Source organism: Flavobacterium sp. PL12 (genome assembly GCF_039123485.1).
GTDB classification, from domain to species: domain Bacteria; phylum Bacteroidota; class Bacteroidia; order Flavobacteriales; family Flavobacteriaceae; genus Flavobacterium; species Flavobacterium weaverense.
The window spans coordinates 47,929-73,115 of the sequence record NZ_JBANDI010000002.1; the positions used below are offsets into that span (position 1 = coordinate 47,929).

The window sequence follows — 25,187 nt, forward strand, 5'->3', positions numbered from 1 at the left end:
AGATACTTTTTAAACACTAATTCCGAAAATGCTACTTAATTTTCTTCAAAATTTCTCGAGCTACGGCTTTATAGGCATACGAATGTTTATGAGAATCATCAATTAAGATGCGTTGCAATTCAGGATATATCCACTTGTTGGTTTTACCAAGTGTAAAAAGAGCTCTGATGCAGTAGGCTTTTGTAGCTACTTTAACGCTGTCAGTGATTAGCCAGTCAAGACAGCTTTCGATTATTTGTTCTTCTTGAAATTTTGTTAAAACATTATATTTGCTCAGGAACATGCAAATTTTTGAAATAGAGCGCAATGCACTTTCATTTTTAAATTCTGTTAGTTTGTTACAAAAGATAGGAAGGTATTGCGTTAGAAACTCGAGTTTTTCCTGTAAAACTAACTCCATAATCCAGCAAGCCTTGTAGTGGTTTTTGTCACTAGTATTTAAGGCAATCTCAAATAAATCGGCAAAGAGATTTCCCTGCTTTAAAACCTCGTTCGCAATTGAATCTCTACTAGACCGATGAGCATTACTATTATTTATATTTTTATAAAGATCACTATTCATTATAGAAAAAACATATTATTTTCAAATGTACATTATTCTTATGGTTCTAAATCTGAATTCCCAATTCATAAATTGCTATATTTGCCCATTATTTTAAACTTGAAAAAATGATACAACTTCACGATAAACAATTTGTTCCATTTATTACTGCCAAAGAAATCGAATTTGCTTTGACTAAAATGGTCGCTCAAATAGAGGATGATTTTATTGGTGAAACTCCAGTATTTATAGGAGTATTAAATGGTTCTTTCATGGTAGTTTCTGATTTTATGAAATTATATAAAAAACCTTGTGAAGTTTCTTTTATAAAAATGGCATCTTATGAAGGAACTGAGACCACAAATGACGTAAAACAATTGATTGGTCTTAATCAAGATTTAACTGGAAGAAGTGTCATTATAATAGAAGATATTGTTGATACTGGAAACACTTTAGTAGAGTTAAAAGAGCTTTTCAAGAAACAAAACGTGAAACATTTTAAAATAGCAACACTATTTTTTAAACCAGAAGCATATACTAAAGACGTTAAAATAGATTATGTTGGGATTAGAATTCCAAACAAATTTATTGTTGGATACGGCTTAGATTATGATGGTTTAGGAAGAAACTTACCAGAAGTATATAAACTAAAAGAATAACTACACAACCACAACATGACTAATATTGTTTTATTTGGAAAGCCAGGAGCTGGTAAAGGAACTCAAGCTGAGTTTTTGAAAGAAAAATATAAATTAACGCACATATCAACTGGAGATGTATTCCGTTTTAATCTAAAAAACGATACAGAACTAGGCAAACAAGCCAGAGTTTACATGGATGCTGGAGATTTAGTTCCAGATGAATTAACGACTAAAATGCTGATTGATGAGGTGAATAAACACTCGGATACTAACGGGATTTTATTTGATGGTTATCCAAGAACACTTGCTCAAGCTGAAGCATTAGATGCATTTCTTGTATCAATAGGTTCAAAAGTAGCAGCAACAATTGCACTTGAAGCTGATGATGAGATCTTGGTACAGCGTTTGTTAGAAAGAGGAAAAACTAGTGGTAGAATAGACGATCAAGATGAAAGCAAAATCAGAAATCGCTACGAAGAATATAATGAAAAAACAGCTCCGCTAATTAGTTATTACGAAGCTCAAAATAAATTTCACTCTGTAAATGGAATTGGTTCAATTGCAGAAATTACCGATAGAGTGAGTAAAGTTATTGATAGTTTATAGAAGCTATTCCAGCTTTACGTTGCAAGTCCTCACTTATAAAAAGTATTTTCTAAGCCATAAAAGGAGCTTCCGCTGGTCGCTCTTTTCTGTCAAGAAAATTACCTTTTATAAATTCCGGGCTTTGCACTGCAATCTGGGCTAAAGTATTAAATAATAAACACACTCGATTTTAAAAAACGAAAAATCGATTTAGAATACCTAAACAAATTAAAATAAGAACTTGGAAATAATAATAATATTTTTTCTAATACTGCTAAATGGGGTTTTCTCCATGTCAGAAATCGCCTTGATTTCAGCACGAAAAAATAGATTAGAAACTGCAGCTAAAAAAGGAAATAAGAGCGCGAAAATTGCTTTAGATTTGGCAAACTCGCCAAATAAATTTTTGTCAACTGTACAAATAGGGATTACCTTGATAGGTATTCTTACTGGTATTTATAGTGGTGACAAGATCACTAAAGATGTTGAAACCTTTTATCAAGGATTTCAATTGCTTTTACCGTACGCACATCCGCTGGCTGTAGGTTCTGTAGTTGTTATCTTGACATTCTTTTCATTAGTTTTAGGAGAGTTACTGCCTAAAAGAATAGGATTAAATCATCCCGAAGCAATCGCTAAGGCAGTCGCTTTACCTATGAAAATTGTTTCTATTGTGACAGCACCTTTCATTTGGTTGCTAACACATTCCACAGAATTCTTATTGAATGTATTGCAAATAAAACCTACCGCTGACGGAAGAGTAACGGAAGAGGAAATAAAAGCAATCATCAAAGAAGGAACTGAAGGCGGAGAAGTTCAGGAGATAGAACAAGATATTGTGGAACGCGTTTTTCACATTGGAGATAGAAAAATAAACTCTTTGATGACACACAGGAAAGCAGTAATGTTTTTGCCTCTTGATGCCAATAAGGAAGAAGTGAAGGAGTTTATGCTTAAAGAGCTGCATTCTATTTATCCGGTTTATAATGGGAATTATGATGAGATTGTAGGTGTTGTTAACCTTAAACATATTTTCGCCAATTTTGAAAATCCAAATTTCAATCTTGCAAATATTATGACTGAGGCTCCTTTTATGATGGAGCAAACTACGGCTTATGTTGCACTTGAAAACTTTAAGAAAACAGGTATTCATTACGCATTTGTGTCTGACGAATATGGAGTTTTTCAAGGAATAATAACACTAAACGATATTTTAGAAGCCCTTGTAGGTGATGCTTCTGAATTTTATAAGGATGATTTCCAATTAATAGAAAGAGAAGATGGAACGTGGTTAGTTGATGGACATTATTCACTACATGATTTCTTAACTTATTTTGAATTAGACGAATTAATCAATGATTATGAAGTGACTACGGTTAGCGGATTAATTATGACGGAATTGTCTCGTATCCCAAAACAAGGAGAGAAGTTAATATGGCAAAAATTTGAGTTGGAAGTAATTGACATGGATGGCGTGAAGATTGATAAAGTAATGGTCAAAGCATTACAAATGTAATAATAGTTATATATCGTTTAGAAGCTCAAAATGAGTTTTGATTGATATAGTTGAAAATTGAATAGTAGAAAAAATGACAGAGGGGAATTTTGTAGATTACGTAAAAATATTTGTTTCTTCCGGAAAAGGTGGGAAAGGATCAACGCATTTGCATAGAGAAAAATTTATTGAAAAAGGTGGGCCTGACGGTGGTGATGGTGGTCGTGGTGGACACGTTTTTTTAGTTGGAAGCAAAAGTCTATGGACATTATTTCATCTAAAATTTGCAAGACACGTCAAAGCAGGAAATGGTGGAGATGGTAGTGGAGATAGAAGTACTGGTGCTGATGGAGATGATAAATACATTGAAGTCCCATTAGGTACTGTAGTGAAAGATAAAGAAACTGGAGAGATATTATTTGAAATTACTGAAGACGGTGAAAAACAAGTACTTTCTCGCGGAGGTAAAGGTGGTTTAGGGAACTGGCATTTTAGAAGTTCGACAAATCAAACGCCTAGATACTCCCAACCGGGTTTGCCAGGAATAGAAATGGATGTAATTTTAGAATTAAAAGTTCTTGCTGATGTAGGTTTAGTAGGTTTCCCTAATGCTGGAAAATCAACTTTATTATCAGTTCTGACATCTGCAAAACCTAAAATTGCTGATTATCCTTTTACTACTTTAAAACCAAATCTTGGAATTGTAGCATATAGAGATTTTCAATCTTTTGTAATTGCTGATATTCCTGGTATTATTGAAGGAGCAGCAGAGGGAAAAGGATTAGGACATTATTTCTTACGTCATATTGAACGTAATTCAACTTTGTTATTCTTGGTACCTGTGGATACTCCAGATATAAAAGGAGAATACGATATTTTAGTGAATGAATTGACTAAATACAATCCAGAGATGTTAGACAAGGAACGTATGGTAGTTATTTCTAAATGTGATATGCTTGATGATGAGTTGAAAGTGGAATTAAAAGCAGAATTAGACGTATCGTTTAAAGGTATTCCATACATGTTTATTTCATCTGTTGCGCAACAAGGATTAACAGAGTTGAAAGATAAGCTTTGGAAAATGTTAAATGAATAAAGAATAAAAAATTTTTGTAAAAAAGGTGTTCTAGAAATAGAGCACTTTTTTTTGCTCTATTGTTATATTCATAAAATTGTATTAAATATAGATCTGATATTGATGTTTGTTTAGGATATAGATAGGTAGATTGCGAAAATGATTTATATTCGCAGAACTAAAAAAATATTTATATTATGAAAAAAATTATTTTATTCTTTACCATGTGCCTCGTTGCTTTTCCAGCAAAAGCAGATGAGGGAATGTGGTTTTTGATGTTTATTGAAAGATTGAACCATAGAGATATGGAGAAAATGGGCTTACAACTTACGTCAGAAGAAATTTACAGTATCAACAATCATAGTCTGAAAGATGCCATCGTTCAATTCAACGGTGGATGTACTGCTGAAATGGTTTCAAAAGAAGGTTTAGTGCTTACAAATCACCACTGTGGTTACGATGCAATTGCTGAACTTTCATCAGAAGAACAAAATTATTTAAAAAATGGTTTTTGGGCTAAAGATAGAAGTGCTGAGATGAAACCTAAATCATTATTCGTTCGTTTCTTCGTTCGTATGGATGATGTTTCTAAAAGAATTTTGTCGAAAGTAAACGATAAAATGACTGAAGCAGAGAGAAATAAAGCGATTCAACAAGAAATGTCTCTTATTGAAAAAGAAAATAGCGAAGGCGGAAAATATACTGTATCTGTTCGTCCTTTCTTTCAAGGGAATGAATATTACTATTTCGTTTATCAAGATTATAAAGATGTTCGTTTAGTAGGAACTCCTCCAGAAAGTGTTGGGAAATTTGGTGGAGACACTGATAATTGGGAATGGCCAAGACATACAGGTGACTTCTCTATGTTTAGAGTTTATGCAGATGCCAATGGTAATCCAGCAGAATATTCTAAAGAAAATGTACCATTGCAACCAAAGCACCATTTACCAGTGAGTATCAAAGGTGTTCAGGAAAATGATTTTGCTATGATTTTAGGATATCCTGGTCGTACAAATCGTTGGATGCCAGCAGGTGGAATTGAGCAAAATGTAAAATTTGCTTATCCGGCGTGGGTTGAAGGTGCTAAAACCGGAATGGATGTAATGAAACGCTACATGGATAAAGATGAAGCTGTAAAGTTAGAATATGCTTCTAAGTACGCTTCAACTGCTAACTACTGGAAAAACCGTCAAGGAATGATTGATGCGTTGACTAAGGCAGGAACTGCACAAACTAAATCTAAAGAAGAAGCTAAATTTAATGCTTGGGCAAATAAGAAAGCAAACAAAGCTAAATATGGTACTGTGATCGCTACGATTAATAAATATTACGCTGAAACAAATTTAAAAACGAGTCATGATAACTATTTGTCTCAATTAATGAGAACAGCTGCTTATGGTGGTGTTCCTGCTAATTTAGGTAATTCACTTATCGCTTATTTCAAAGAAAATGATGCGAAAAGACAAGAAATGCTTCCAAGATTAAATGCATATGTTGAGAATGTTTACGGTAAATTTCACGCTCCATTAGAGAAAGATATTTTTGCTGCTCAATTAAATTTGTATACTGTTAAAGGAGCTGCTTACGGCCTGCCTGAAGCTATTTCAAAATTGAAAGAAGAGAACAAAGGTGACTTTAGCGCTTATGTAAATATGGCTGTTGCCAAAAGTATATTTGCTACTAAAGAAAGCGTTATGGCTTTCATGAAAGATCCAAAACCTGAAACTATTGTAAATGATCCTTTATATGTTGTTTCTAATGCATTAGCAGTGAAAATGAGAGCAAGATCGGTAGAGCAAATAAAAGCAGCTGATGATTTTGAAATCGCTTTTCGCAATCTAGTAGCAGGTTTACGTGAATCTAAAATGAATTCTATTAAATATCCAGATGCTAACTCTACTTTGAGATTGAGCTACGGAAAAGTGCGTGCTTTACCAGCTGACAAACGCAATGATGCACAAATAAACAATTATACTACAATGACCGGAATGGTTAAAAAGTATAAAGCAGGTGATCAAGAATTTGATTTGCCAGCTCGTTTGTTAGAGTTGCATGCAGCTAAAGATTACGGACAATATGCAGACAAAAACGGTTACATGCCAATAAATTTCTTGACTGATAATGATATTACAGGTGGGAATTCAGGTTCACCAGTTTTAAACGGAAAAGGAGAACTTACGGGTATAGCTTTTGATGGAAATATCGAAGCTATGGCTGGAGATGTAATTTTTGACGCAGAATTACAAAGAACAATTAACGTAGATATACGTTATGTACTTTGGATCATTGATAAGTACGCAGGTGCTAAACATATCATTGACGAAATGACGATTGTCAAATAGATTAGAGTTATAAATTCTAAAAGCCTCTTAACTTGTAATTAAAAATAAGTTAAGAGGCTTTTTTTATAATACAAACCTTTTCAGTTGAAAATAGAATTCAATTATAAATTTCGTTATTTTTGAACAATGAAACATATTATTTTTTTATTTATACCAATGATGATGTGGTCTCAATCAAACTTTGAAAAAGCGGAGAAATTGTTTCAAGAACAAAAGTACGAACAAGCGCAAACAATGTTTGAATCGCTTATTAATTCTAATCCATCTGATTTAAAAAGTATCGAATATTTAGGAGATATTGCTGGACAAAGTCAGTCTTGGGATAAAGCTATTGTGTATTATAAGAAACTCAAATCTTTGAAACCTCTAGAAGCAAATTACTATTACAAATATGGTGGAGCTTTAGGAATGAAAGCTAAAGATGCGAATAAGTTTAAAGCACTTGGAATGATTGATGAGGTTAAAGGGTCATTCGAAAAAGCCATCATTTTAAATCCAAAACACATTGAAGCACGATGGGCTTTAATAGAATTATATATTCAACTTCCTGGCATTATTGGCGGAAGCGAATCAAAAGCAATAAAATATTCTAATGAATTGTTGCAAATTTCAGCAGTAGATGGCTACTTATCTCGAGGACATATTGATGAGTACTTCAAACGGTATGAAGCAGCTGAAAAACAATATAAAAAAGCGATTTCGCTAACAGATTCTAAGACAAGTTATAATAAGCTAGCGAATCTGTATAAAAATAAAATGAGAGCACCTGAAAAAGCTAAGTCTGTTTTAGAATCTTATAATGATAAAAAAAATCAAAGTAGACTGTAATCACTTTGACGTAAAAAATTTAAACTAAATAACTAGAATGCGTACACATTTTATAGCGATAGGCGGCAGCGCCATGCACAATCTTGCACTTGCTCTACACAACAAAGGATACAAAGTTACTGGAAGCGATGATGCCATTTTTGAGCCATCAAAATCTAGATTAGATAAAAAAGGAATTTTGCCAGCAGAATTAGGTTGGTTTCCTGAAAAAATAACTGCTGATATCGAAGCGGTTATTCTTGGAATGCATGCAAAAGTTGACAACCCCGAATTATTAAAAGCGCAGGAATTAGGAATTACAATTTATTCTTATCCTGAGTTTCTATACGAACAATCTAAAAATAAAACGCGCGTTGTTATTGGTGGATCTCACGGAAAGACGACGATTACATCAATGATTCTGCATGTAATGCATTATCATGATATTGCTGTCGATTATATGGTTGGTGCGCAATTAGAAGGGTTTGAAACTATGGTTCATCTCACTGAAGAAAATGATTTTATCGTTTTAGAAGGCGATGAGTATTTATCATCACCTATCGATAGGCGACCTAAATTTCATTTATATCAACCCAATATTGCCTTAATTTCTGGTATTGCTTGGGATCACATTAACGTCTTCCCGACCTATGAGAATTACGTGGAGCAGTTTGAGGTTTTTATTGGCAAAATTACTAACGGCGGAATTCTAGTTTATAATGAAGAAGATTCTGAGGTAAAACGAGTTGCCGAAGCTGCAACAAATCCAATCCGTAAGATGGCATATCATACGCCTAAGTATTCAGTTGAGGATGGGATAACATTACTTGAAACTCCTGAGGGCGATATGCCAATAGAAGTTTTTGGAGCGCATAATTTAAATAATTTGGCTGGAGCCAAATGGATTTGTCAAAACATGGGAGTTGACGAAGCTGATTTTTATGAGGCAATTGCTAGTTTTAAAGGAGCTTCAAAACGCTTAGAAAAAATCGCTGAAAGTAAAAATAGAGTAGCATACAAAGATTTTGCTCATTCGCCTAGTAAGGTAGCAGCAACAACAAAAGCGGTGAAGGAACAATATCCAAATAGAACTTTAATTGCGTGCTTAGAATTGCATACGTATAGCAGTTTAAATGCTGAATTTCTCAAAGAGTACGAAGGTGCGCTGGAATATGCAGATAAAGCTGTTGTATTTTATTCGCCAGACGCTGTAAAAATAAAGCAACTTGAAGAAGTAACTTATGACCAAATTGCAAATGCATTCAATCGTAAAGACTTAATAATTTACACCAATCCTGCTGAATTCAAAGATTTCCTATTTAATCAGGATTTTGAAAATTCAGCTTTACTATTGATGAGTTCAGGTAATTATGGAGGATTAAATTTTGACGAAGTAAAAGATTTGATTTTGGGTTAGCAGTCGTTACTATAAATAAATATAAAATCAACAGTATGGCTGAAAATTCCTTTTTCCCGATTACGAATTGGTCCGAAGACGATAGACCAAGAGAAAAGCTAATGCTGAAGGGTAAAAGCGCTTTAAGTGATGCGGAATTGATTGCGATTTTAATTGGATCGGGGAGTCGAAATGAATCGGCGGTTGATTTAAGTAAGAGCATTTTAGCAAGTGTCGACAATAATTTGAATGCATTGGGTAAATTATCAATTTCACAATTGATGACTTTTAGAGGAATAGGAGAGGCGAAAGCGATATCGATTATAGCGGCTTTAGAATTAGGAAGACGTAGGCGTTCAGAAGAAGCTGTAGAATTAAAAAAAGTTACTTCTAGTAAAGTAATCTTTGAAATCATGCAACCTATAATAGGTGAATTGCCGCACGAGGAGTTTTGGATCATTTACATGAATAATTCTAATAAAGTAATATCAAAATCTCAGCTCAGTAAAGGTGGAATTACTGGCACTTTAGTTGATGTTCGAATAGTATTCAAAACTGCACTCGAGATGGGAGCAACGGCATTGATATTATGTCACAACCACCCTTCAGGAACATTGGTTCCTAGTGAAGCTGATAAACAAATTACAAGAAAGCTTAAATTAGCAGGAGAAAGTTTAGAAATAAAGGTATTAGATCATCTTATCGTAACCGAAGCAAGTTATTTTAGCTTTGCAGATGAAGGAATATTTTAAATTTATAAAATGAAACAAACACATATAAAAGACGTATTTTTTGATTTAGATCATACATTGTGGGACTTTGACAAAAATTCAGAGTTAACCTTTGGCGGCATTTTTAGTAGGAGCCATCCTGAAATTGAAATCAAAGATTTTATTGGAAAATATGTTCCTATTAATCAAGAATGCTGGAAATTATATCAGTACGATAAAATTACACATGAGGAACTGCGCTACAATCGGTTGAAAAATTCATTTGACGCAATAAATTATTCAATATCAGATACTGAAATAGATAAAATATCAGATGAATATATTGCTTTTTTACCTGAAAACAATCATCTTTTTGACGGGACAATGGAACTTTTAGAATACTTAAAACCAAATTATAATTTACATATTATAACAAATGGTTTTGCTGAGGTTCAATTTAAAAAAATGAACAATTCTAAAATCACTTCATATTTTTCGACAATTACTAATTCTGAAATGGCCGGTGTCAAAAAACCAAATCCAATAATTTTTGACTTTGCTTTAGATTTGGCAAAAGCCAATAAAGAAAATAGTATTATGATTGGTGATAGTTTAGATGCTGATGTTCAAGGAGCACTAGATGCCGGTTTAGACGCAATTTATTTCAATGAGAGTAATAGTGCTGTCGAAGACCACATTAAACATATTAATCATTTATTAGAACTTAAAAAATATTTATAATTATGAAAAAGTCATTCTTATTATTCTTGATACTTGTAGTGAGTAATTCTTTCGCGCAATCGATTAATGATTATAGCGCTGTTATCGTGCCCTTAAAATATGATTTTTTGAAAGAGGAAAATCAATATCGTTTGAACACCTTGACAAAATACAATTTCATCAATGCAGGTTTTGTTGCGTTTTACGCTGAGGAAACTCTTCCTGCAGAATATAATGATCGTTGCAGTGTATTACGTGCTAATGTGGAGAAGGAAAATGGGTTTTTAGTAACAAAGTTATATATTACATTAAGGGATTGTAATGACAAAGTTGTCTTTAAATCCGCAGTAGGACGCAGCAAAGAAAAAGAATTTAAACTTGCTTATGCTGATGCATTGAACGAGGCTTTTAAGTCTATTTATGATTTACAGTATAAGTATAGTGGTGTAACTGTAAAAACTCAAGAAGCAGTTGTTCAGCAAACAGTGATAGCGCCTGCAGTAGCTAAAGCGATTCCTGCTGAAGTAACAAAATCGGCTGTGATTTTAAATGATGTTAATATGTTGTATGCTCAGGCAACTGCGACAGGTTTTCAGTTGATTGATAGCACACCAAAAGTAGTAATGAAATTGATGAAAACTTCGCAACCAAATTCCTTTATCGCTATTAGAGATGCGATTCAAGGTTCGTTGATTTTAAAAGAAAATCAATGGTTTTTTGAATACTATAAAAATGACCAATTAGTTTCTGAGAGGGTGAATGTTAAGTTTTAGTACTTTAATTATATGCCAATTGCCAATTGCCAATAGCTAATAGCTAGAATTTAATATCCGTATTTATCTTTCCAACGGTTTTTAAGAAATTCCCGGATGCTATTCTCTCTTGAATTGTTTCCGGGAATATATATTGGGTTTTTACTTAAAGCGTCTGGTAAAAATTCTTGCTCTGCAAAATTATTAGCATAATCATGCGAGTATTTATACTCTTCACCATATCCTAATTCTTTCATCAATTTGGTTGGTGCATTTCTCAAATGAATCGGCACTGGTAAATCCCCCGTTTGTTTTACTAATTGTTGCGCAGTTCCTATTGCTAGATACGACGCATTGCTTTTAGCTGAAGTTGCAAGATAAACGGCACATTGACTGAGAATAATTCTGCTCTCTGGATAACCAATAGTTGTTACGGCTTGAAATGTATTATTTGCCATGATAAAGGCTGTTGGGTTTGCATTACCAATATCTTCACTACTCAAGATAAGCATCCTTCTTGCAATAAATTTTACGTCTTCGCCACCTTCAATCATTCTAGCCAACCAATAAACGGCTCCATTAGGATCACTACCGCGAATTGATTTTATAAATGCAGAAACGATGTCATAATGTTGCTCACCTGATTTGTCATACAAAACGGTGTTTTGTTGCACTAATTCAAAAACGCGTTTGTTAGTGATGATAATTTCGTCTTCATTAGAAGCGTTTACTACTAGTTCAAAAATATTCAATAGTTTGCGTCCGTCGCCTCCAGAAAGACGCAGTAAAGCCTCTGTTTCGTTTAGTCTTATATCTTTAGTTGCTAAATAGGCATCAGTTGTCATCGCGCGGTCTAAAAGTGCTTCTAGATCTTTTTTTGTGAAAGCATTCAATACATAAACTTGGCAGCGAGAAAGTAAAGCGGGAATAACTTCAAAACTCGGATTTTCTGTAGTAGCACCTATCAGTGTTATCCAACCTTTTTCTACTGCTGCTAATAAAGAGTCTTGCTGCGATTTACTAAAACGATGAATTTCATCAATAAAAAGAATAGGATTTCGTGCAGTAAACAAACCGCCACTTTGCTTTGCTTTTTCAATAACATCTCTAATATCCTTAACACCAGAATTTATAGCGCTCAAAATATAGAAAGGACGTTTAGATTCTTGCGCAATAATTTGTGCTAAAGTGGTTTTCCCTGTTCCCGGCGGACCCCAAAAAATTATTGAAGGAATAATTCCTTTTATAATTTGCTGAGTTAAAGATCCGTTTGGGCCAACTAAATGATCCTGACTAATATACTCTTCAAGTTTTTGAGGGCGAATGCGTTCTGCAAGTGGTGCTTCCATTTTATTACTTTTATTCCGAGATAAAGATTTGTACAATTCAGTTTAGCGCTGCTAATACAGTGTAAAATTACTATTTTTTTAGGAGCTATTCCAGCTATCCTTTGCAATCTTGCATGCCGAACACCGGCAATCAAGGATTTTCATTTCTATCTGGGCTATGAGAGTATTATTCAAAAAGAAAATCGTTAATAGGTAGATTAAATTTCGATTCTTACTTTCCGCTTTGCGATGATATTCGGCTAGTTAAAGGAATCTTTGTCAAAGTTTAGAACTTTGACAAAGATGTACACTATAATAAATTCCTCTAGAAGGTATTCTATTATTGTTAACCGTGATCATCTTCAGCATAAAGATGACAAAATAGCACTATTTTTACTTTGGTTCCATTATTGAAAAGATAAGTAACTATCCAACACGATAAAAGATGAGCGACAAACATTTTAAATTTACTAACGCTGTGATTACAGCACCTCTTTTATTTGTTGTTGTATTGTGGCTAGTATTTTGGCTTGATTTTCGATTCGATTTTAAATTTGTGCAAAACGGAATTTACCCTCGGTCTTTTTCTGGTTTACAAGGTGTAATCTTTAGTCCTTTTATCCATGCTGATTTAGAACATTTATATAATAATTCAATTCCTATTTTAGTTCTTTTAGCAGCATTGCAGTTTTTTTACCCAAAGCAATCTCTAGCAGTAATAGTTTATGGCATTTTATTGTCGGGTATGATAACATGGATTATTGGTAGGGAAAATTACCATATTGGCGCAAGCGGATTGATTTATGTGTTATTTAGCTTTATCTTTTTCAAAGGAATTCAAACAAAACATATCCGACTCGTTGCCTTATCGCTTGCCGTTATCGTTGTTTACGGTGGACTAGTATGGTACATTTTTCCAACACCTGATGTTCGTGGTGAAAAATCAATTTCTTGGGAAGGACATTTAGCAGGATTGTTGACTGGATTTATTCTATCGATTATTTATAAAACACCTGAATTTAAAAAAGTGGCCAAATATGAATGGGAAATGCCTGACTACGATCCAATAAACGATAAATTTATGCAGCGATTTGATGATAATGGTAATTTTGTTAATTTACCGGTAGTGGTAGAGGAGGAGCTAATTATAAGCTACTTCACGACTGATTTACCAGTTAATTATATCATTGTAGTAAACGAAAAAAACGAATCAAAACTGGAGTCTTGATTCGTTTTTTATATATTCTCTACCTCTTTTTAAAAAAGATTGGTCGCTTATTGTTGTCTTTGTCTTACCGTTTCATATAGAAAAGCACCACAAGCCACGGAAACATTTAGTGAGCCGATAGTTCCAAACATTGGTAATTTAGCTTTCTCATCAACGATTTTTAAAACAGATGGGTTTACACCACGATCTTCTGAACCCATAATGATTGCTACCGGTTCGTCTAATGCAATTTCGTAGATATTTTTATCTGTTTTTTCAGTTGCAGCAACAGTTTTAATTCCGCTAGCTTGTAAAAGAAAAATAGCATCTTTAATATGTTCCACCTTGCAAATAGGAATATTGAATACTGCTCCAGCGGATGTTTTTACTGTATCGCCATTTACAGGTGCAGAACCTGCTTTTTGAACTATAATTCCATTTACGCCTGTACATTCGGCAGTACGAATTATTGCACCAAAATTACGTGCATCAGATATTTGATCTAAGATTAAGAACAACGGTTTTTTTCCGTTTTCAACAACTGATTCTATTAAAGTTTCTAAGTCAAAAAATGAAATAGGAGAAATTGTTGCTACAGCACCTTGATGGTTATTAGGCGTTAGTCTATTTAGTTTTTCAACGGGAACATAGGAAAAATTAATATTTCCTCGCTTCATCACTTTCATTAAGTCTTTCATTAGTTCGCTGCTAGCTTCCTTCTGAATGTAGACTTTATCTACTGTAGCGCCTGCTTGGATTGCTTCAATGATCGCTCTAATCCCAAATATTTGATGTTCTTTTTCCATTGTGCAAAGATATAAAAAAAACCCATCAGTTGGTACTGATGGGTTTTTAAGTATTTAATTTTGGACTAAATTAGAATTTATCCCAGAATATTTTAGTTGAAAGAGCATTACCGCCTATTGCAGCAATTGCAGCGTCAACATTAGCAGTATTTAAAGTCTGCTCTCTTGCAGGGTAAGAATAACGAACTGGTACAGCAGCGATTCCGTTATAAGCAGCAACTGGTGCTACTAAAATTGGGAAATCTAATCTTCTGTAAGAACTCCATGCTTCAAAACCTCTGTTGTATAATGCAAACCAAGCTTGTTCACCAATCTTTTGTTTGTAAGTACCAGTAGCTGTTGCATAAGCAACATCAGGTCTAGCTAAATAAGTAGCAATATCAGTAGCGCCTACTCCCCAGCTTTCCATTGATGCAGTGATTGCAGCATTGTAGTGAGTTGTAACAGTACCACCTACAGCAACACCTTTAGCCACAGCTTCTGCCAATAAGAATTCTATTTCAACGTAGTCAAATATAGTTCCTGGGTAAGAAGGTAAAGTTAAACTTGGATTGATTTTAGAGAAATTTTCATAAGTGTTTCCAGCTCCGTAAATACCTCCTGAATAAGTAGTCGCTCCATCATTCAAAGCGAAGTATTTTGCTCTTCTTGGATCCGATTTAGCATTCATTTTATCTACTAAAGTATTAGCAGGAACAAAGTCATTTCTACCTGACGCGACTAAATCAACAAATAATGGGTTTGCATTTGGTTGTGCTCCTAAGTAATTTAATTTTGCATTTTCACTATTTGAAGCAATCGTACCAGCTGCAACAGCTGCTAAAATTTCAGTAGTTGCGTAAGCTGGTTCAACATCAAACATGTTAACAGCTAAACGTAAACGCAATGAGTTAGCAAATTTTTTCCACTTTGCAGCAGATCCACCATTAACTAAATCAGCAGTTCCAAAACTTCCTGCTGTAGTTGACAATGCAGCTACATCAGCAGTTAATCTAGTGATTAGGTCTTTATAGATTGTTTTTGCATCATCGTACTTAGGTAATGGTTTAGTTGAAATGTCATTTGATTCAGTGTAAGGAACATTGCCAAAAGTGTCAACTAAAATACTGTAAGAATAAGCGATATGAATATCAATAATTGCTTTCTTGTTAGTCAAAATCGCTGTTTCAGCAGCGTTTAGCGGTGTTTGAGCGTCTAATAACATTTTTGATTCTCTCAAATCTGTAATTACATCGCGATAAAACACAGTCCAGTGCGTATCTGGAATAGAACGTGTCGTGATATTATACTGACTTTCATCAGGATAAGTAGTTTCAGTCCAGTGCTGTGCGAATAAACGGAAAACATTATTATTTACGCTAGTACTTTGCATTTGGTTTACCATTGCTTTTTGGGCAGATGTAAATAAATACTCAGGTTGTGTTGTGGTCGGATTTTTTTTGTCTTCATTTAATCCGGTAATATCATCAGTACAAGAAACTGATAGTGCGACAAACGCCATTAATAATACTATCTTTTTCATAATTTAGAATTTAAATGTTAGGTTACAACCGATATTTCTTGTCGATGGTAATGAACCAGCTGAATAACCAGAAGATAAGTTACCAGATGCTAAACCAGATTCTGGATCTGCTTCTGGAAGGTTTTTGTGAATGATCCAAAGATTAGAACCAACAACACTGAATTTCATGTCTGTTAATCTTAATTTTGAGGTAATTGAAGTTGGAAAACTGTAAGTAATGTTAACTTCTCTTAATTTCACGAAAGATGCATCATAGATGAAAGCAGCATTTGGAGCTCTTCTATAACCAAAAACGTTACCGTACTCTTCTGGAGCAGATGTTCTAACTGTATTTGGAGTTCCGTTTGCTTGAACACCTTTATGGATTAGACCTCCACCATTCGCAAGTGTATTACGTACTGGTTTACCTAAATCATTTAATCCTGCAGTTGATTGTGATATTCCTAATGCTTGACCGTATGATTGATCTAAAGAGAAAATATCTCCACCTTTTTGCATATCAATTAAGAAACCAAGAGATAAATTTTTGTAAGTAAATTTATTACGAACACCACCAGTCCAATCTGGAGTAACATTACCAATTACATTGTTTGTAGATGTATTGATTACATAACGTCCTAGTGGGCTAATAACTCTTTCACCGTTAAGGTAAGTAAAGTCAGTTCCTTTAATCGCTCCGTAAGCTTGTCCTACTTGTGCGTTAATAGTAACTCCACCTTGGAAACTTCCTAATTGTAAATTTGGAAGACCTTCATTTAAACTTACTACTTCATTTTTATTAGTAGCCCAGTTAACAAATATGTCCCATGTAAAATCATTCGTTCTTACTGGAGTCAAATTAAATTGAACCTCAATACCTTTATTTTCAACAGAACCTGCATTTACATATCTTGAAGAATAACCTGTAGATGTTGGGTAAGATACTGGGAAAATTTGATCAACACTCAACGTTTTGTAAGCAGCAACATCAAATCCAAGTCTTCTGTTGAAGAATTGCATTTCTAAACCAAGTTCTTGTGTCGTTGATTTTACTGGACGTAAAGCTGAGTTGTTCTTAGTAGAAGGAACGGAATAAATTTGGTTTGAACCAAATGGATCTGATTTATCATAAGCGTCAACTAAAGCTTGTGAAGGAGAACCTAATGGGCTTTCAGCATAACTAGCTCTTAATTTACCAAAAGATAACCATGGAGCATCGATAGATTTTGTAAATACATAACTTCCAGAAATCGAAGAAGTAGGCATTGAGTTATTTCCAGCAGGTAATACGGAGAATGCATCACGTCTATAAGTTCCATCAACAAAGATAAAATCTTTGTATCCAAAAGAAGCAGAAGCATAGTAAGAGTTAACTCCTGTATTTACTTCAGATTCAACTGGGAAAGGGTTAGCTGCAACTGAGTTAGATAAACTGTAGATTCCAGGAACAATTAATCCGCCTTGCGTTGAAGCTAAGATAGACGTTGTTCTTATTCTATTTGCAGTACCTCCAAGGATTCCGTTGAAAGTAATGTCTTCGCTGATGTTTTTCTTGAATGCTAAGAAGAAATCATAATTTTGCTCAGAGAAATTACGGTTGAATTTTTGGTATCCTGAAGATTCTGACAAACGGTTAATACCAAATGCTTGTGCTTTTGCACCAAAAGCTCTTCTTTCTTCTCTTAATTCAGCGTAAGTATCTGTAGATACACGTCCAGTTGCAGTTAACCAGTCTGTAAATTTATAATCTAATTTTACGTAACCGTTGAAACGATTTCTTTCGTCATTTTGGTAATTCTGGTATCTTTCAAAGTAAGGGTTGTCCCAGAAAGCTGGAATAAGGTTTCCTTTGATAGGGCTTGTCATGTTCCAAGAGATATTTTTACCACCTGATCTATCATAAGCTTGTTTTAATTCGCTGATATCAACGTTAGTTTGCCACCACTGACGGAATAAACCTGTAATGTTAGCGCTATATCCTGTTGAGTTTCTACCTACTGTAGTTTGTGCGTTGTAGTTCACATAAGAAGATAAAGATAATTTATCTGAAATTTCGTGACTAAATTTCAAACTAAAGCTGTTTTTCTTCATTTCAGAATTTGGCATTAAACCAGTTTGTCTAAAATTATTATAGTTTAAAACAAAATTAGTTTTGTCATTACCGTCTTCTAAAGAGATTGAATTACCAATAGAAAGTGGTGTTTCAAAAAATGAAAGTGGAGTATTTTTTGCAGCTTGCCAAGGAGTAGCTTTACCGAATTGATCAGTAAAAGGTGTAAATGCACTCCATTGATAAACCATAATATTTGGATCAAAAGCAGCTCCCCATGAACCGTCTTCATAAGTAGGAACTACATTGTCAATAGTTCCGTCACCATTAATGTCTGCTCTGTCAAAAGGACCTTTTCCAGTTGGACCGTAATAAGGACCATAACCAGCTCCGTATTTATCTTGGTATTTAACAAATGTTGATTTGTCAATACTACCAACTGTAACTTCAGAAGATATGGTTACTCCTAAACCTTTTTTAGCTCTTCCTTTTTTAGTTGTAATCATTACTACACCATTACCAGCTTGGTAACCGTATAATGCTGATGCAGCCGCTCCTTTTAAAACGTTTACTGATTCAATATCATCAGGATTGATGTCCATTGCACTATTTCCATAGTCATATGTTGTACCAGAACCTGTAGTTTGACCACCAGTATTAGAGTTTACGTTTGAGTTGTTCAATGGAACACCATCAATTACTACAAGCATCTGATTACTTCCAGTAAGGTTTTTAATACCACGAGATACAATGTTAGTAGAACCACCAAAGTTGTTGTTTCTTCTAATTGCTACTCCTGCTACTTTACCTGAAAGTTCATTGAAGAAGTTTCCACTTCCTGCACCTGCAGTGATATCACCACCTTTTACTTCTTGCGAAGCATAAGTAAGAGATTTTTTCTCTCTTCTTATTCCTAATGCTGTTGTAACGACAGCACCCTCTAGTTCGATTGCTTCACTTGCTAGTTTGACGTTCATAGAACTTGAACTTGCTTTAACCTCTTGAGATTTCATCCCGATGTAGCTAAATACAAGCACTTGGCTAGGTGTTGCTCTGATAGAATACTTTCCATCAAAATCAGTTTGTGTTCCAGATTGAGTTCCTTTGACTAATACGCTCACGCCTGGTAAAGGCAATCCTGAATTGTCGGAAACAGTTCCTGAAACGGCTCTTTCTTGCGCAAATGTAATCTGCGCCACTAATGCTATTAATAGCATTAAGAATCCATTGAACTTTAGTTTCATTTTATAATGTTTTGAATTAGTCTCGCAAACCTCTTAATAAATCGTTAAAATTCCTAATTTCTTTTAACTTTTAACACCAAGTGGCTGTTTTTATTATATTAAAAGTACTTTATCTAACAAAATATGATTCAAAATTCATTTTTAATAATTGTGAGAATTCACTGGTATCGCACTGATAGTAAGGTTTCACTGTATTTTTTTACCATTTTATGTAGGATATTTACTTATCTACAATATAAACTCACTTAAAATTTATTTTATCAGCATTATTATGAAAATGTTGATTTTAGAGTTCAATTTCGCATTAAAAATTATTTGTCGTATAAAATATAGTTCTGTTTAAAAATTATACTCAAATAGTATAAAAGTGTCAATACTGTGGTAAATTATTCTAAATATCTGTAAATGAAAAACGTCCTTTTAAATAAATTTAAAAGGACGTTTAACTAATATAAAAATGTTACTCTTTATTGCTTCACGAAACTTGTTTCTATTGTTCCCGCAAAGCATCCAATACCTACGCACCTCTTAAATTCTAGATCCATAGACATGTCACATGAATTATAGTTAGAAGCATCTGCTTCTATAGTTGTAGCCCATATTGGACCATATGAAGGATGCATTGATAATACTGCTCCTTTAGGAACAAAAGTAATCGTACCGTTAACTGGATCAGGATTTAATTCGATTAAAATCTTCTCTGCTCCCGTCGTGATTAATAACGTATTTGGTTGTGCTCCTAAGGTAATTACTGAAGTTTTAGAACTTGTACCAGTAGTAGAAGTATAGTTACCTAAAAAACTATTTAAGTTTAAAGGACAAACTGCTTGTAAAACTATTTTAGCTTTATTTCTATCAGAAACACCTTTACTTGAAGATTCAACTTTTAAAACCAATGTTTTAGCGTTGAAAGAGTCAAGGTTAGCTGTAATTACTTTTACTTCAGCATTTACACTCATCTCTCCAGCTGGAATAGTATACGTAGTTTTTTCTAACGTATATTCTTTTCCAGAAACTGCAGTAGAACTAGGATCTACACTAATAGTAATAGTTACTGGCTCGTTTATTGGCTCATTGTTACCGCCAATAATTGTTAATGGATAATTGTAAGTTTGAATTTTTCCATCTTGCAAAAATTTAGCAGTTGTGCTTGCTTTAGCAAATTGAGCAAGAATCGGCCCTTTTCCAAATTCAGTTTTGTCTTGTTCCAAAACTGCATCACAGGAGCTAAAAGCTACCATGAGCATTATAAGTCCTGCGACTTTTGATCTTATTGAAATATTTCTCATAATTATATTTTTTATTTCCAAAATGGGTTAGAAGTAAAAGCAGTTTGTGCAGTTTGTTTTGGTACGTTTAACGAGTTTCTTGAATTTTCAGATCCTGGATAAAGCAATCTAACTGGTCTAATTCCTCCTCCTTCTGCAGGTTGAGGTAATCCAGCTGGGAAGCCAGTTCTGGTTTTTTCAATCCATAATTCAATAGACGATGTACCATTTAATGCTACCCACTTTTGAGTAATGATTGCTTGAACTTTTGCACTCAAGTTGCCTGTTGTTGGCCAAGCAACATTTGGTAATGCTTGAGAATAGTAAGTTACGGCAGCAGTTGCGGCAGTAGGCACTCCAAGTCTAGTAAATGAAGCGGTAATTGCTTGTTCGTACTTAGTTTTTGCAGCAGCATCTCCACCAGCGATATATCCTCTAGCTATTGCTTCAGCTTGCAATAATAAAATTTCTGGCATACTCATTATCGTTTGAGCTGCTGTCATTCCTGTAGTTGGTACTATTAATCCAGGACCAATTTTTGCTAGATCATTAGAAGTAAATCCTACTCCAGGAAGAGTTGTAGTTTGAGGAGCTCCTTTGAATGCTCCACCAGTTTTAGCTCCTGCATACAATCTATTTAAACGAGGGTCATTTGTACCACTCAAATAATTTACAACGTAATCAGTTGCAACAGTATAATCTCCTCTATCTTGTTCCGCATTTGTGCTAGGTTTTCTGAAATATCCGTAAAAAGGATTTTGCTTGTCAGCATTATCGCTATATCCAGGTTGAGTTGCAACGTCAGCTGTAATATAACCTGCACCATTCGCATCGATTAATGCTATTTGCGCTTTAATGTAAGCATCTTGGTTTGTGTTACTTAAACGAATAAGCATTCTCAATTTAACACTATTCGCAAATTTAGCCCATTTAGTCATATCACCTTTGTTGATAATATCTTGTTTTCCTGGACTCTCTGCATTGTCTGGTAAGTCTAATGCTAATTCAGCAGCTGAAGTTAAATCAGCAATTACCGCCTTATAGATCGTTTGTGCATCGTCATACTTAGGAGTGATATTACCACTTCTTAAGTTAGCTTCTGTATAAGGAACATCACCATAAAGATCTACTAAATATTGGTACTGAAAACCTTTTAATACTGACGCTATAGCTTTGTATGCGCTGTAATCTACTACACCTGTCTTATCAGTGTAGTTTTGTACGTAAGTCAAGTTCTTGAAAATCGTAGCATACGAAGTTTCAAAGATATTTGAATAAAAGCTTGAATTGATCGTGTATCTAGAGAATTCCTGATTAGCTGACCAGTTTGATGGAGTCGCCCAGTTGTAGGAAATAAAATTCCCTAAGTAAGTCATTTCACGAGCATTTAAAGCCGTTAGATCTCTCTGTGCAACTGGTAACGTTTGGAAAGGTGTTGAAGATGCAGGACTATTAGGATTATCATTGACATCTAAATAATCACTACAGCTTACGGTAGTCAAGGCAGTAACTAAAAGTACTACACATGATTTTATGATTGTTTTTGTGTTCATATTTTATGTATTAAAATGTTATATTAAAGTTTAAACCAAACTGTCTTGTAGGAGGTGTTTGAGCTTGAGATCCTACACCAACTCCGTTACCTGTATTTAAGTTAAATTCAGGATCTGTTGTTGTATTGTCTTTTGGTCTAAGTGTTAATAGATTTCTACCAAAAACACCGACATTCATAGATTGAATACCAATTTTTGAAGTAAAGTCATTTGAAAAGTCATAAGATAATGATACTTCTCTTAATTTTAGAGTTGTTGCATCACTTACAAAATTTTCTTTAATAGTACCGTATTCATCCCAGAAAGCATTTCCACCACCTGCTGTTAAGCGATCATTGTTTGCTGTAAATCCACCTGCTCCATCAGAATATGCTGAGTTTGGGAAAACGAATGCCTGTCTTCCTGCACTAGCAGTACGCTCAGATAAACCTGTAAAAGATAATAAATCATCTAGGTTATTGTAAAAAACATGTCCAGTTCTGTAATCTGCTACAGCATATAATGTCCATCCTTTGTATGAAAAAGTTGTATTCATACCTACAATGTAATCAGGAGTAGTTTTACCTTGAACCTTCAAATCTGAAGATTTCACTGGGTTACCATTAGCTCCAACGATTACACGACCTTGAGGATCTCTGTCATATGATGTTGTTTTAATTAAAGGATAAGATTCTCCCACTTTTGCTATAACTGTTGCATCAGTAAAACCTCCAATAACTACTTCATCAACACCTTCAAATAATGAAACTACTTTAGATTTATATCCTGAGTAGTTAGCTCCTAATTTCCAGCTAAAATCGTTTGATCTAATAATTGTACCTTTTAAATCTAGTTCCACACCTTTGTTTTGAATTTCTCCAATATTCGCAAGGATACTTGTTGCTCCAGAAGCAACAGAAACGTTAATCGGAACGATTTGGTCAGTAGTATTAGTTTGGTACAATGTACCATTAAACATTAATCTGCTGTTGAATAAACCTAATTCAATACCTACCTCTTTAGATAAAGTAAATTCAGGATTTAATGATGGATCTGGATCTCTAGCTCCTTGAGATAATCCTGTTGTAGTACCATAAGGGAAACCTGCTGGTGCTGCAAAAATACTTTGAATATCGTAAGCTGATGGGTCATTACCTGTTTTAGTTACGTTTACTGTAGCTTTTAAAACATCAATTCCGTTATCGCTTTTGATTCCAGGAAATGCATCTGAAACTACAAATGATAAACCTGCTCCAGGATAGAAGAAGTTATTGCTGTCTTTTGGCAATGCAGAAGACCAGTCATTTCTTGCAGTTACGTTTAAGAATAAATATTCTTTAAATCCTAAAGTGAAATCACCGTAAACACCTTGTCTTCTAAATTGATTAAGAGCTTCTGATCCTATTAAATCTCCTGTTCTTGTAGAAACGTTGTAGAAGTCTGGGATAATTAAGTTATCACCACTAACTGCAACTCCATTTGATGAAGTGAGTCTTGTATTAACACCTAAAGTTAATTTAGTAGAAAAGTTTTTGTTAATTTCCTTATCAAATTTAAACAATAAGTCATTATTAAAACGTTGTCCAATTGTTATTCTAGAAGCTGTGCTAGCACCGTATGCATCTATTTGTCCATAAGGTTCGTCCAATTCGAAAGCATAAGTTAATGCTCCAAATTGTCTTTTGAAATCATCATTGAAAGTTGTGAAACCTGTGTTTAAAGATATTGTAAACCAGTCAGCTACTTTATAATCAATGTTAGATAACGCATTGAATTCTGTATAGTTAGATTTTTCTCTTTGCGTATCAACGATGAAGTATGGATTTTCGTAGAAACGGAAGAATGAAACTTCATTTCTGCTATATCTACCGTCTTTCCAGTTTTTCATTTGATCTAAAGGGATATGTAGTGGCGTATTTAATACATTCCAGTACAATGGTCTACCTTGTCTTCCAGCAACTTCACTTACTTGATTAGCATGTGCTCTGAAAAAACTAACGTTTCCACCAACACTTAAACGATCAAATTTTCTGCTACCTTTTAATCTAACGTTTGTTCTGTTGTAAGTATCCTTTGGAACGATACCGCTAGTGTTTGTTTGGTCAATAGAGAATAAAAAATCGCTATTTTCATCACCACCTTTAAACGTAACACCATGTCTTGTAGAAATTCCCGTATCAAAAAAGTTTCTTACGTTATTTTTGATCGGAGAAAATGGCACTTGCAAAGTAGTACCGTCAAGTGTAACTTCACTTGCATCAACTAAACGGCCATCAAAACGAGGTCCCCAGTTAACGTTTTCAAGAGGTAATAATGTTCCATCAGGAAATCCACCTACACCAAATTGGTCTTGAAGCTTAGGTAAGTAAGAAACAGTTTCCATTTGTAATGAAGAATTGTAAGTAATAGATAACTTACCTGAACCCTTTTTAGTAGTAACAACTAAAACTCCGTTTGCAGCTTCTGTTCCGTAAAGAGCTGATGCATTTGCACCTTTCAAGATTGTTACGTTATCAATGTCATTTGGGTTGATACGATCAAGTACACCTCTTGCAGATGGAAAACCATCAATTACAATAAGTGCCTCATTGTTTCCAAGTAGTGATCTGTTTCCTCTTAATACAACTCTTGTACTAGGATTAATACCATTATTAGTAACGTTAACTTGTAAACCAGAAACTTTACCTGCTAATGCAGTTGCAACGTTTACAGCTTTAGTTTTTGTTAAATCGTCACTTTTAATGTTTTCTACTGCATAAGAAAGCTCTTTCGGTTTTCTTTTGATACCTAATGCAGTAACAACTACTCCTTCAAGTTGAACTGAATCATCTTTAAGTTTAACTGCAATTTTTGTTGAGCTAGCTGAAGCTTCTTGCGACTTCATCCCAATATAGCTAAACAATAAGACTTGGGTTGGTGTTGCTTTGATAGAGAATTTTCCATCAAAGTCTGTTTGAGTTCCAGTTTGAGTTCCTTTAATCAATACACTTACCCCTGGTAAGGGCAATCCTGCATTATCGGAAACTGTTCCTGAAACTACTCTTTCTTGTGCAAAAGTAATTTGCGCCACAAGTACTACTAGTAGTACTAAGAATCCATTAAATTTTAGTTTCATTTTATAATATTTTGAATTAGTTTCACAAACTTCATAATAATTTGTTAACATTCCTAATATATATTTTGCAAA

Annotated in this window: 19 protein-coding genes; 11 read left to right on the forward strand and 8 right to left on the reverse strand. The window is 34.2% G+C overall.

Features of this window, described 5'->3' with window-relative positions:
• Nucleotides 1-31: 31 nt before the first annotated feature.
• On the reverse strand, nt 32-562 hold the full coding sequence (locus RCH19_RS01400; RefSeq protein ID WP_343021734.1) for a hypothetical protein: 531 nt from the start codon (nt 560-562) through the stop codon (nt 32-34).
• A gap of 107 nt (nt 563-669) precedes the next feature.
• Between RCH19_RS01400 and hpt the strand changes: the two genes are divergently transcribed.
• The 10 genes from hpt to RCH19_RS01450 all read left to right on the forward strand — a co-directional run bounded on the left by hpt (nt 670) and on the right by RCH19_RS01450 (nt 11,085).
• The gene (gene hpt / locus RCH19_RS01405) at nt 670-1,200 is read left to right on the forward strand and encodes a hypoxanthine phosphoribosyltransferase (protein WP_121925746.1); all 531 of its coding nucleotides are present in this window, start codon (nt 670-672) and stop codon (nt 1,198-1,200) included.
• Between the two features lie 15 nt (nt 1,201-1,215).
• Nucleotides 1,216-1,788: an adenylate kinase gene (locus RCH19_RS01410; RefSeq protein ID WP_343021735.1), complete on the forward strand. Its 573-nt coding sequence runs from the start codon at nt 1,216-1,218 to the stop codon at nt 1,786-1,788.
• Nucleotides 1,789-2,008: 220 nt separating this feature from the next.
• Nucleotides 2,009-3,283, forward strand: a complete 1,275-nt coding sequence (locus RCH19_RS01415) for a hemolysin family protein (protein WP_121925748.1) — start codon at nt 2,009-2,011, stop codon at nt 3,281-3,283.
• A 73-nt stretch (nt 3,284-3,356) separates the two neighbouring features.
• A complete protein-coding gene (obgE, locus tag RCH19_RS01420) occupies nt 3,357-4,358 on the forward strand; it encodes a GTPase ObgE (protein WP_343021736.1) in 1,002 nt (333 codons plus the stop codon).
• A 176-nt stretch (nt 4,359-4,534) separates the two neighbouring features.
• The gene (locus RCH19_RS01425; RefSeq protein ID WP_343021737.1) at nt 4,535-6,679 is read left to right on the forward strand and encodes a S46 family peptidase; all 2,145 of its coding nucleotides are present in this window, start codon (nt 4,535-4,537) and stop codon (nt 6,677-6,679) included.
• Between the two features lie 126 nt (nt 6,680-6,805).
• Nucleotides 6,806-7,507 (forward strand): hypothetical protein, encoded by a 702-nt coding sequence (locus RCH19_RS01430; protein ID WP_343021738.1) that lies wholly within the window; start codon nt 6,806-6,808, stop codon nt 7,505-7,507.
• Between the two features lie 37 nt (nt 7,508-7,544).
• Entirely contained in the window at nt 7,545-8,903 is a 1,359-nt protein-coding gene (locus tag RCH19_RS01435; RefSeq protein WP_343021739.1) for a Mur ligase family protein, read from the forward strand.
• 35 nt (nt 8,904-8,938) lie between these two features.
• A complete protein-coding gene (radC, locus tag RCH19_RS01440) occupies nt 8,939-9,634 on the forward strand; it encodes a DNA repair protein RadC (protein WP_343021740.1) in 696 nt (231 codons plus the stop codon).
• Between the two features lie 9 nt (nt 9,635-9,643).
• Complete coding sequence (locus RCH19_RS01445) at nt 9,644-10,333, forward strand: YjjG family noncanonical pyrimidine nucleotidase (protein ID WP_343021741.1); 690 nt, start codon at nt 9,644-9,646, stop codon at nt 10,331-10,333.
• Between the two features lie 2 nt (nt 10,334-10,335).
• Nucleotides 10,336-11,085 (forward strand): hypothetical protein, encoded by a 750-nt coding sequence (locus RCH19_RS01450; RefSeq protein WP_343021742.1) that lies wholly within the window; start codon nt 10,336-10,338, stop codon nt 11,083-11,085.
• 50 nt (nt 11,086-11,135) lie between these two features.
• Here the strand turns inward: RCH19_RS01450 and RCH19_RS01455 are convergent, their stop codons facing one another.
• A complete protein-coding gene (locus tag RCH19_RS01455; protein ID WP_121925756.1) occupies nt 11,136-12,413 on the reverse strand; it encodes a replication-associated recombination protein A in 1,278 nt (425 codons plus the stop codon).
• Between the two features lie 424 nt (nt 12,414-12,837).
• On the opposite strand from RCH19_RS01455, the gene RCH19_RS01460 reads away from it, so the two are divergent.
• Entirely contained in the window at nt 12,838-13,620 is a 783-nt protein-coding gene (locus tag RCH19_RS01460) for a rhomboid family intramembrane serine protease (protein WP_343021743.1), read from the forward strand.
• 47 nt (nt 13,621-13,667) lie between these two features.
• On the opposite strand, the gene rlmB is transcribed toward RCH19_RS01460, so the two are convergent.
• From rlmB to RCH19_RS01490, 6 genes are all read right to left on the reverse strand, one after another.
• Nucleotides 13,668-14,405, reverse strand: a complete 738-nt coding sequence (gene rlmB / locus RCH19_RS01465; RefSeq protein ID WP_343021744.1) for a 23S rRNA (guanosine(2251)-2'-O)-methyltransferase RlmB — start codon at nt 14,403-14,405, stop codon at nt 13,668-13,670.
• 70 nt (nt 14,406-14,475) lie between these two features.
• On the reverse strand, nt 14,476-15,927 hold the full coding sequence (locus RCH19_RS01470) for a SusD/RagB family nutrient-binding outer membrane lipoprotein (RefSeq protein WP_343021745.1): 1,452 nt from the start codon (nt 15,925-15,927) through the stop codon (nt 14,476-14,478).
• A 3-nt stretch (nt 15,928-15,930) separates the two neighbouring features.
• Entirely contained in the window at nt 15,931-19,200 is a 3,270-nt protein-coding gene (locus tag RCH19_RS01475) for a SusC/RagA family TonB-linked outer membrane protein (protein WP_343021746.1), read from the reverse strand.
• 467 nt (nt 19,201-19,667) lie between these two features.
• The gene (locus RCH19_RS01480) at nt 19,668-20,489 is read right to left on the reverse strand and encodes a hypothetical protein (RefSeq protein WP_343021747.1); all 822 of its coding nucleotides are present in this window, start codon (nt 20,487-20,489) and stop codon (nt 19,668-19,670) included.
• Nucleotides 20,490-20,500: 11 nt separating this feature from the next.
• Nucleotides 20,501-22,021: a SusD/RagB family nutrient-binding outer membrane lipoprotein gene (locus tag RCH19_RS01485; RefSeq protein ID WP_343021748.1), complete on the reverse strand. Its 1,521-nt coding sequence runs from the start codon at nt 22,019-22,021 to the stop codon at nt 20,501-20,503.
• Between the two features lie 10 nt (nt 22,022-22,031).
• Nucleotides 22,032-25,115 (reverse strand): SusC/RagA family TonB-linked outer membrane protein, encoded by a 3,084-nt coding sequence (locus RCH19_RS01490; RefSeq protein WP_343021749.1) that lies wholly within the window; start codon nt 25,113-25,115, stop codon nt 22,032-22,034.
• Nucleotides 25,116-25,187 lie beyond the last annotated feature (72 nt).

Excerpts from the sequence above, each read along its gene's own strand:
- radC (WP_343021740.1), top strand. The coding sequence starts at position 8,939 with ATGGCTGAAAATTCCTTTTTCCCGATTACGAATTGGTCCGAAGACGAT.
- RCH19_RS01410 (WP_343021735.1), top strand. The coding sequence starts at position 1,216 with ATGACTAATATTGTTTTATTTGGAAAGCCAGGAGCTGGTAAAGGAACT.
- RCH19_RS01475 (WP_343021746.1), bottom strand. The coding sequence starts at position 19,200 with ATGAAACTAAAGTTCAATGGATTCTTAATGCTATTAATAGCATTAGTG.
- RCH19_RS01425 (WP_343021737.1), top strand. The coding sequence starts at position 4,535 with ATGAAAAAAATTATTTTATTCTTTACCATGTGCCTCGTTGCTTTTCCA.
- RCH19_RS01430 (WP_343021738.1), top strand. The coding sequence starts at position 6,806 with ATGAAACATATTATTTTTTTATTTATACCAATGATGATGTGGTCTCAA.
- RCH19_RS01460 (WP_343021743.1), top strand. The coding sequence starts at position 12,838 with ATGAGCGACAAACATTTTAAATTTACTAACGCTGTGATTACAGCACCT.
- rlmB (WP_343021744.1), bottom strand. The coding sequence starts at position 14,405 with ATGGAAAAAGAACATCAAATATTTGGGATTAGAGCGATCATTGAAGCA.
- RCH19_RS01485 (WP_343021748.1), bottom strand. The coding sequence starts at position 22,021 with ATGAACACAAAAACAATCATAAAATCATGTGTAGTACTTTTAGTTACT.
- RCH19_RS01455 (WP_121925756.1), bottom strand. The coding sequence starts at position 12,413 with ATGGAAGCACCACTTGCAGAACGCATTCGCCCTCAAAAACTTGAAGAG.
- RCH19_RS01480 (WP_343021747.1), bottom strand. The coding sequence starts at position 20,489 with ATGAGAAATATTTCAATAAGATCAAAAGTCGCAGGACTTATAATGCTC.
- hpt (WP_121925746.1), top strand. The coding sequence starts at position 670 with ATGATACAACTTCACGATAAACAATTTGTTCCATTTATTACTGCCAAA.
- obgE (WP_343021736.1), top strand. The coding sequence starts at position 3,357 with ATGACAGAGGGGAATTTTGTAGATTACGTAAAAATATTTGTTTCTTCC.
- RCH19_RS01435 (WP_343021739.1), top strand. The coding sequence starts at position 7,545 with ATGCGTACACATTTTATAGCGATAGGCGGCAGCGCCATGCACAATCTT.
- RCH19_RS01450 (WP_343021742.1), top strand. The coding sequence starts at position 10,336 with ATGAAAAAGTCATTCTTATTATTCTTGATACTTGTAGTGAGTAATTCT.
- RCH19_RS01470 (WP_343021745.1), bottom strand. The coding sequence starts at position 15,927 with ATGAAAAAGATAGTATTATTAATGGCGTTTGTCGCACTATCAGTTTCT.
- RCH19_RS01445 (WP_343021741.1), top strand. The coding sequence starts at position 9,644 with ATGAAACAAACACATATAAAAGACGTATTTTTTGATTTAGATCATACA.
- RCH19_RS01490 (WP_343021749.1), bottom strand. The coding sequence starts at position 25,115 with ATGAAACTAAAATTTAATGGATTCTTAGTACTACTAGTAGTACTTGTG.
- RCH19_RS01400 (WP_343021734.1), bottom strand. The coding sequence starts at position 562 with ATGAATAGTGATCTTTATAAAAATATAAATAATAGTAATGCTCATCGG.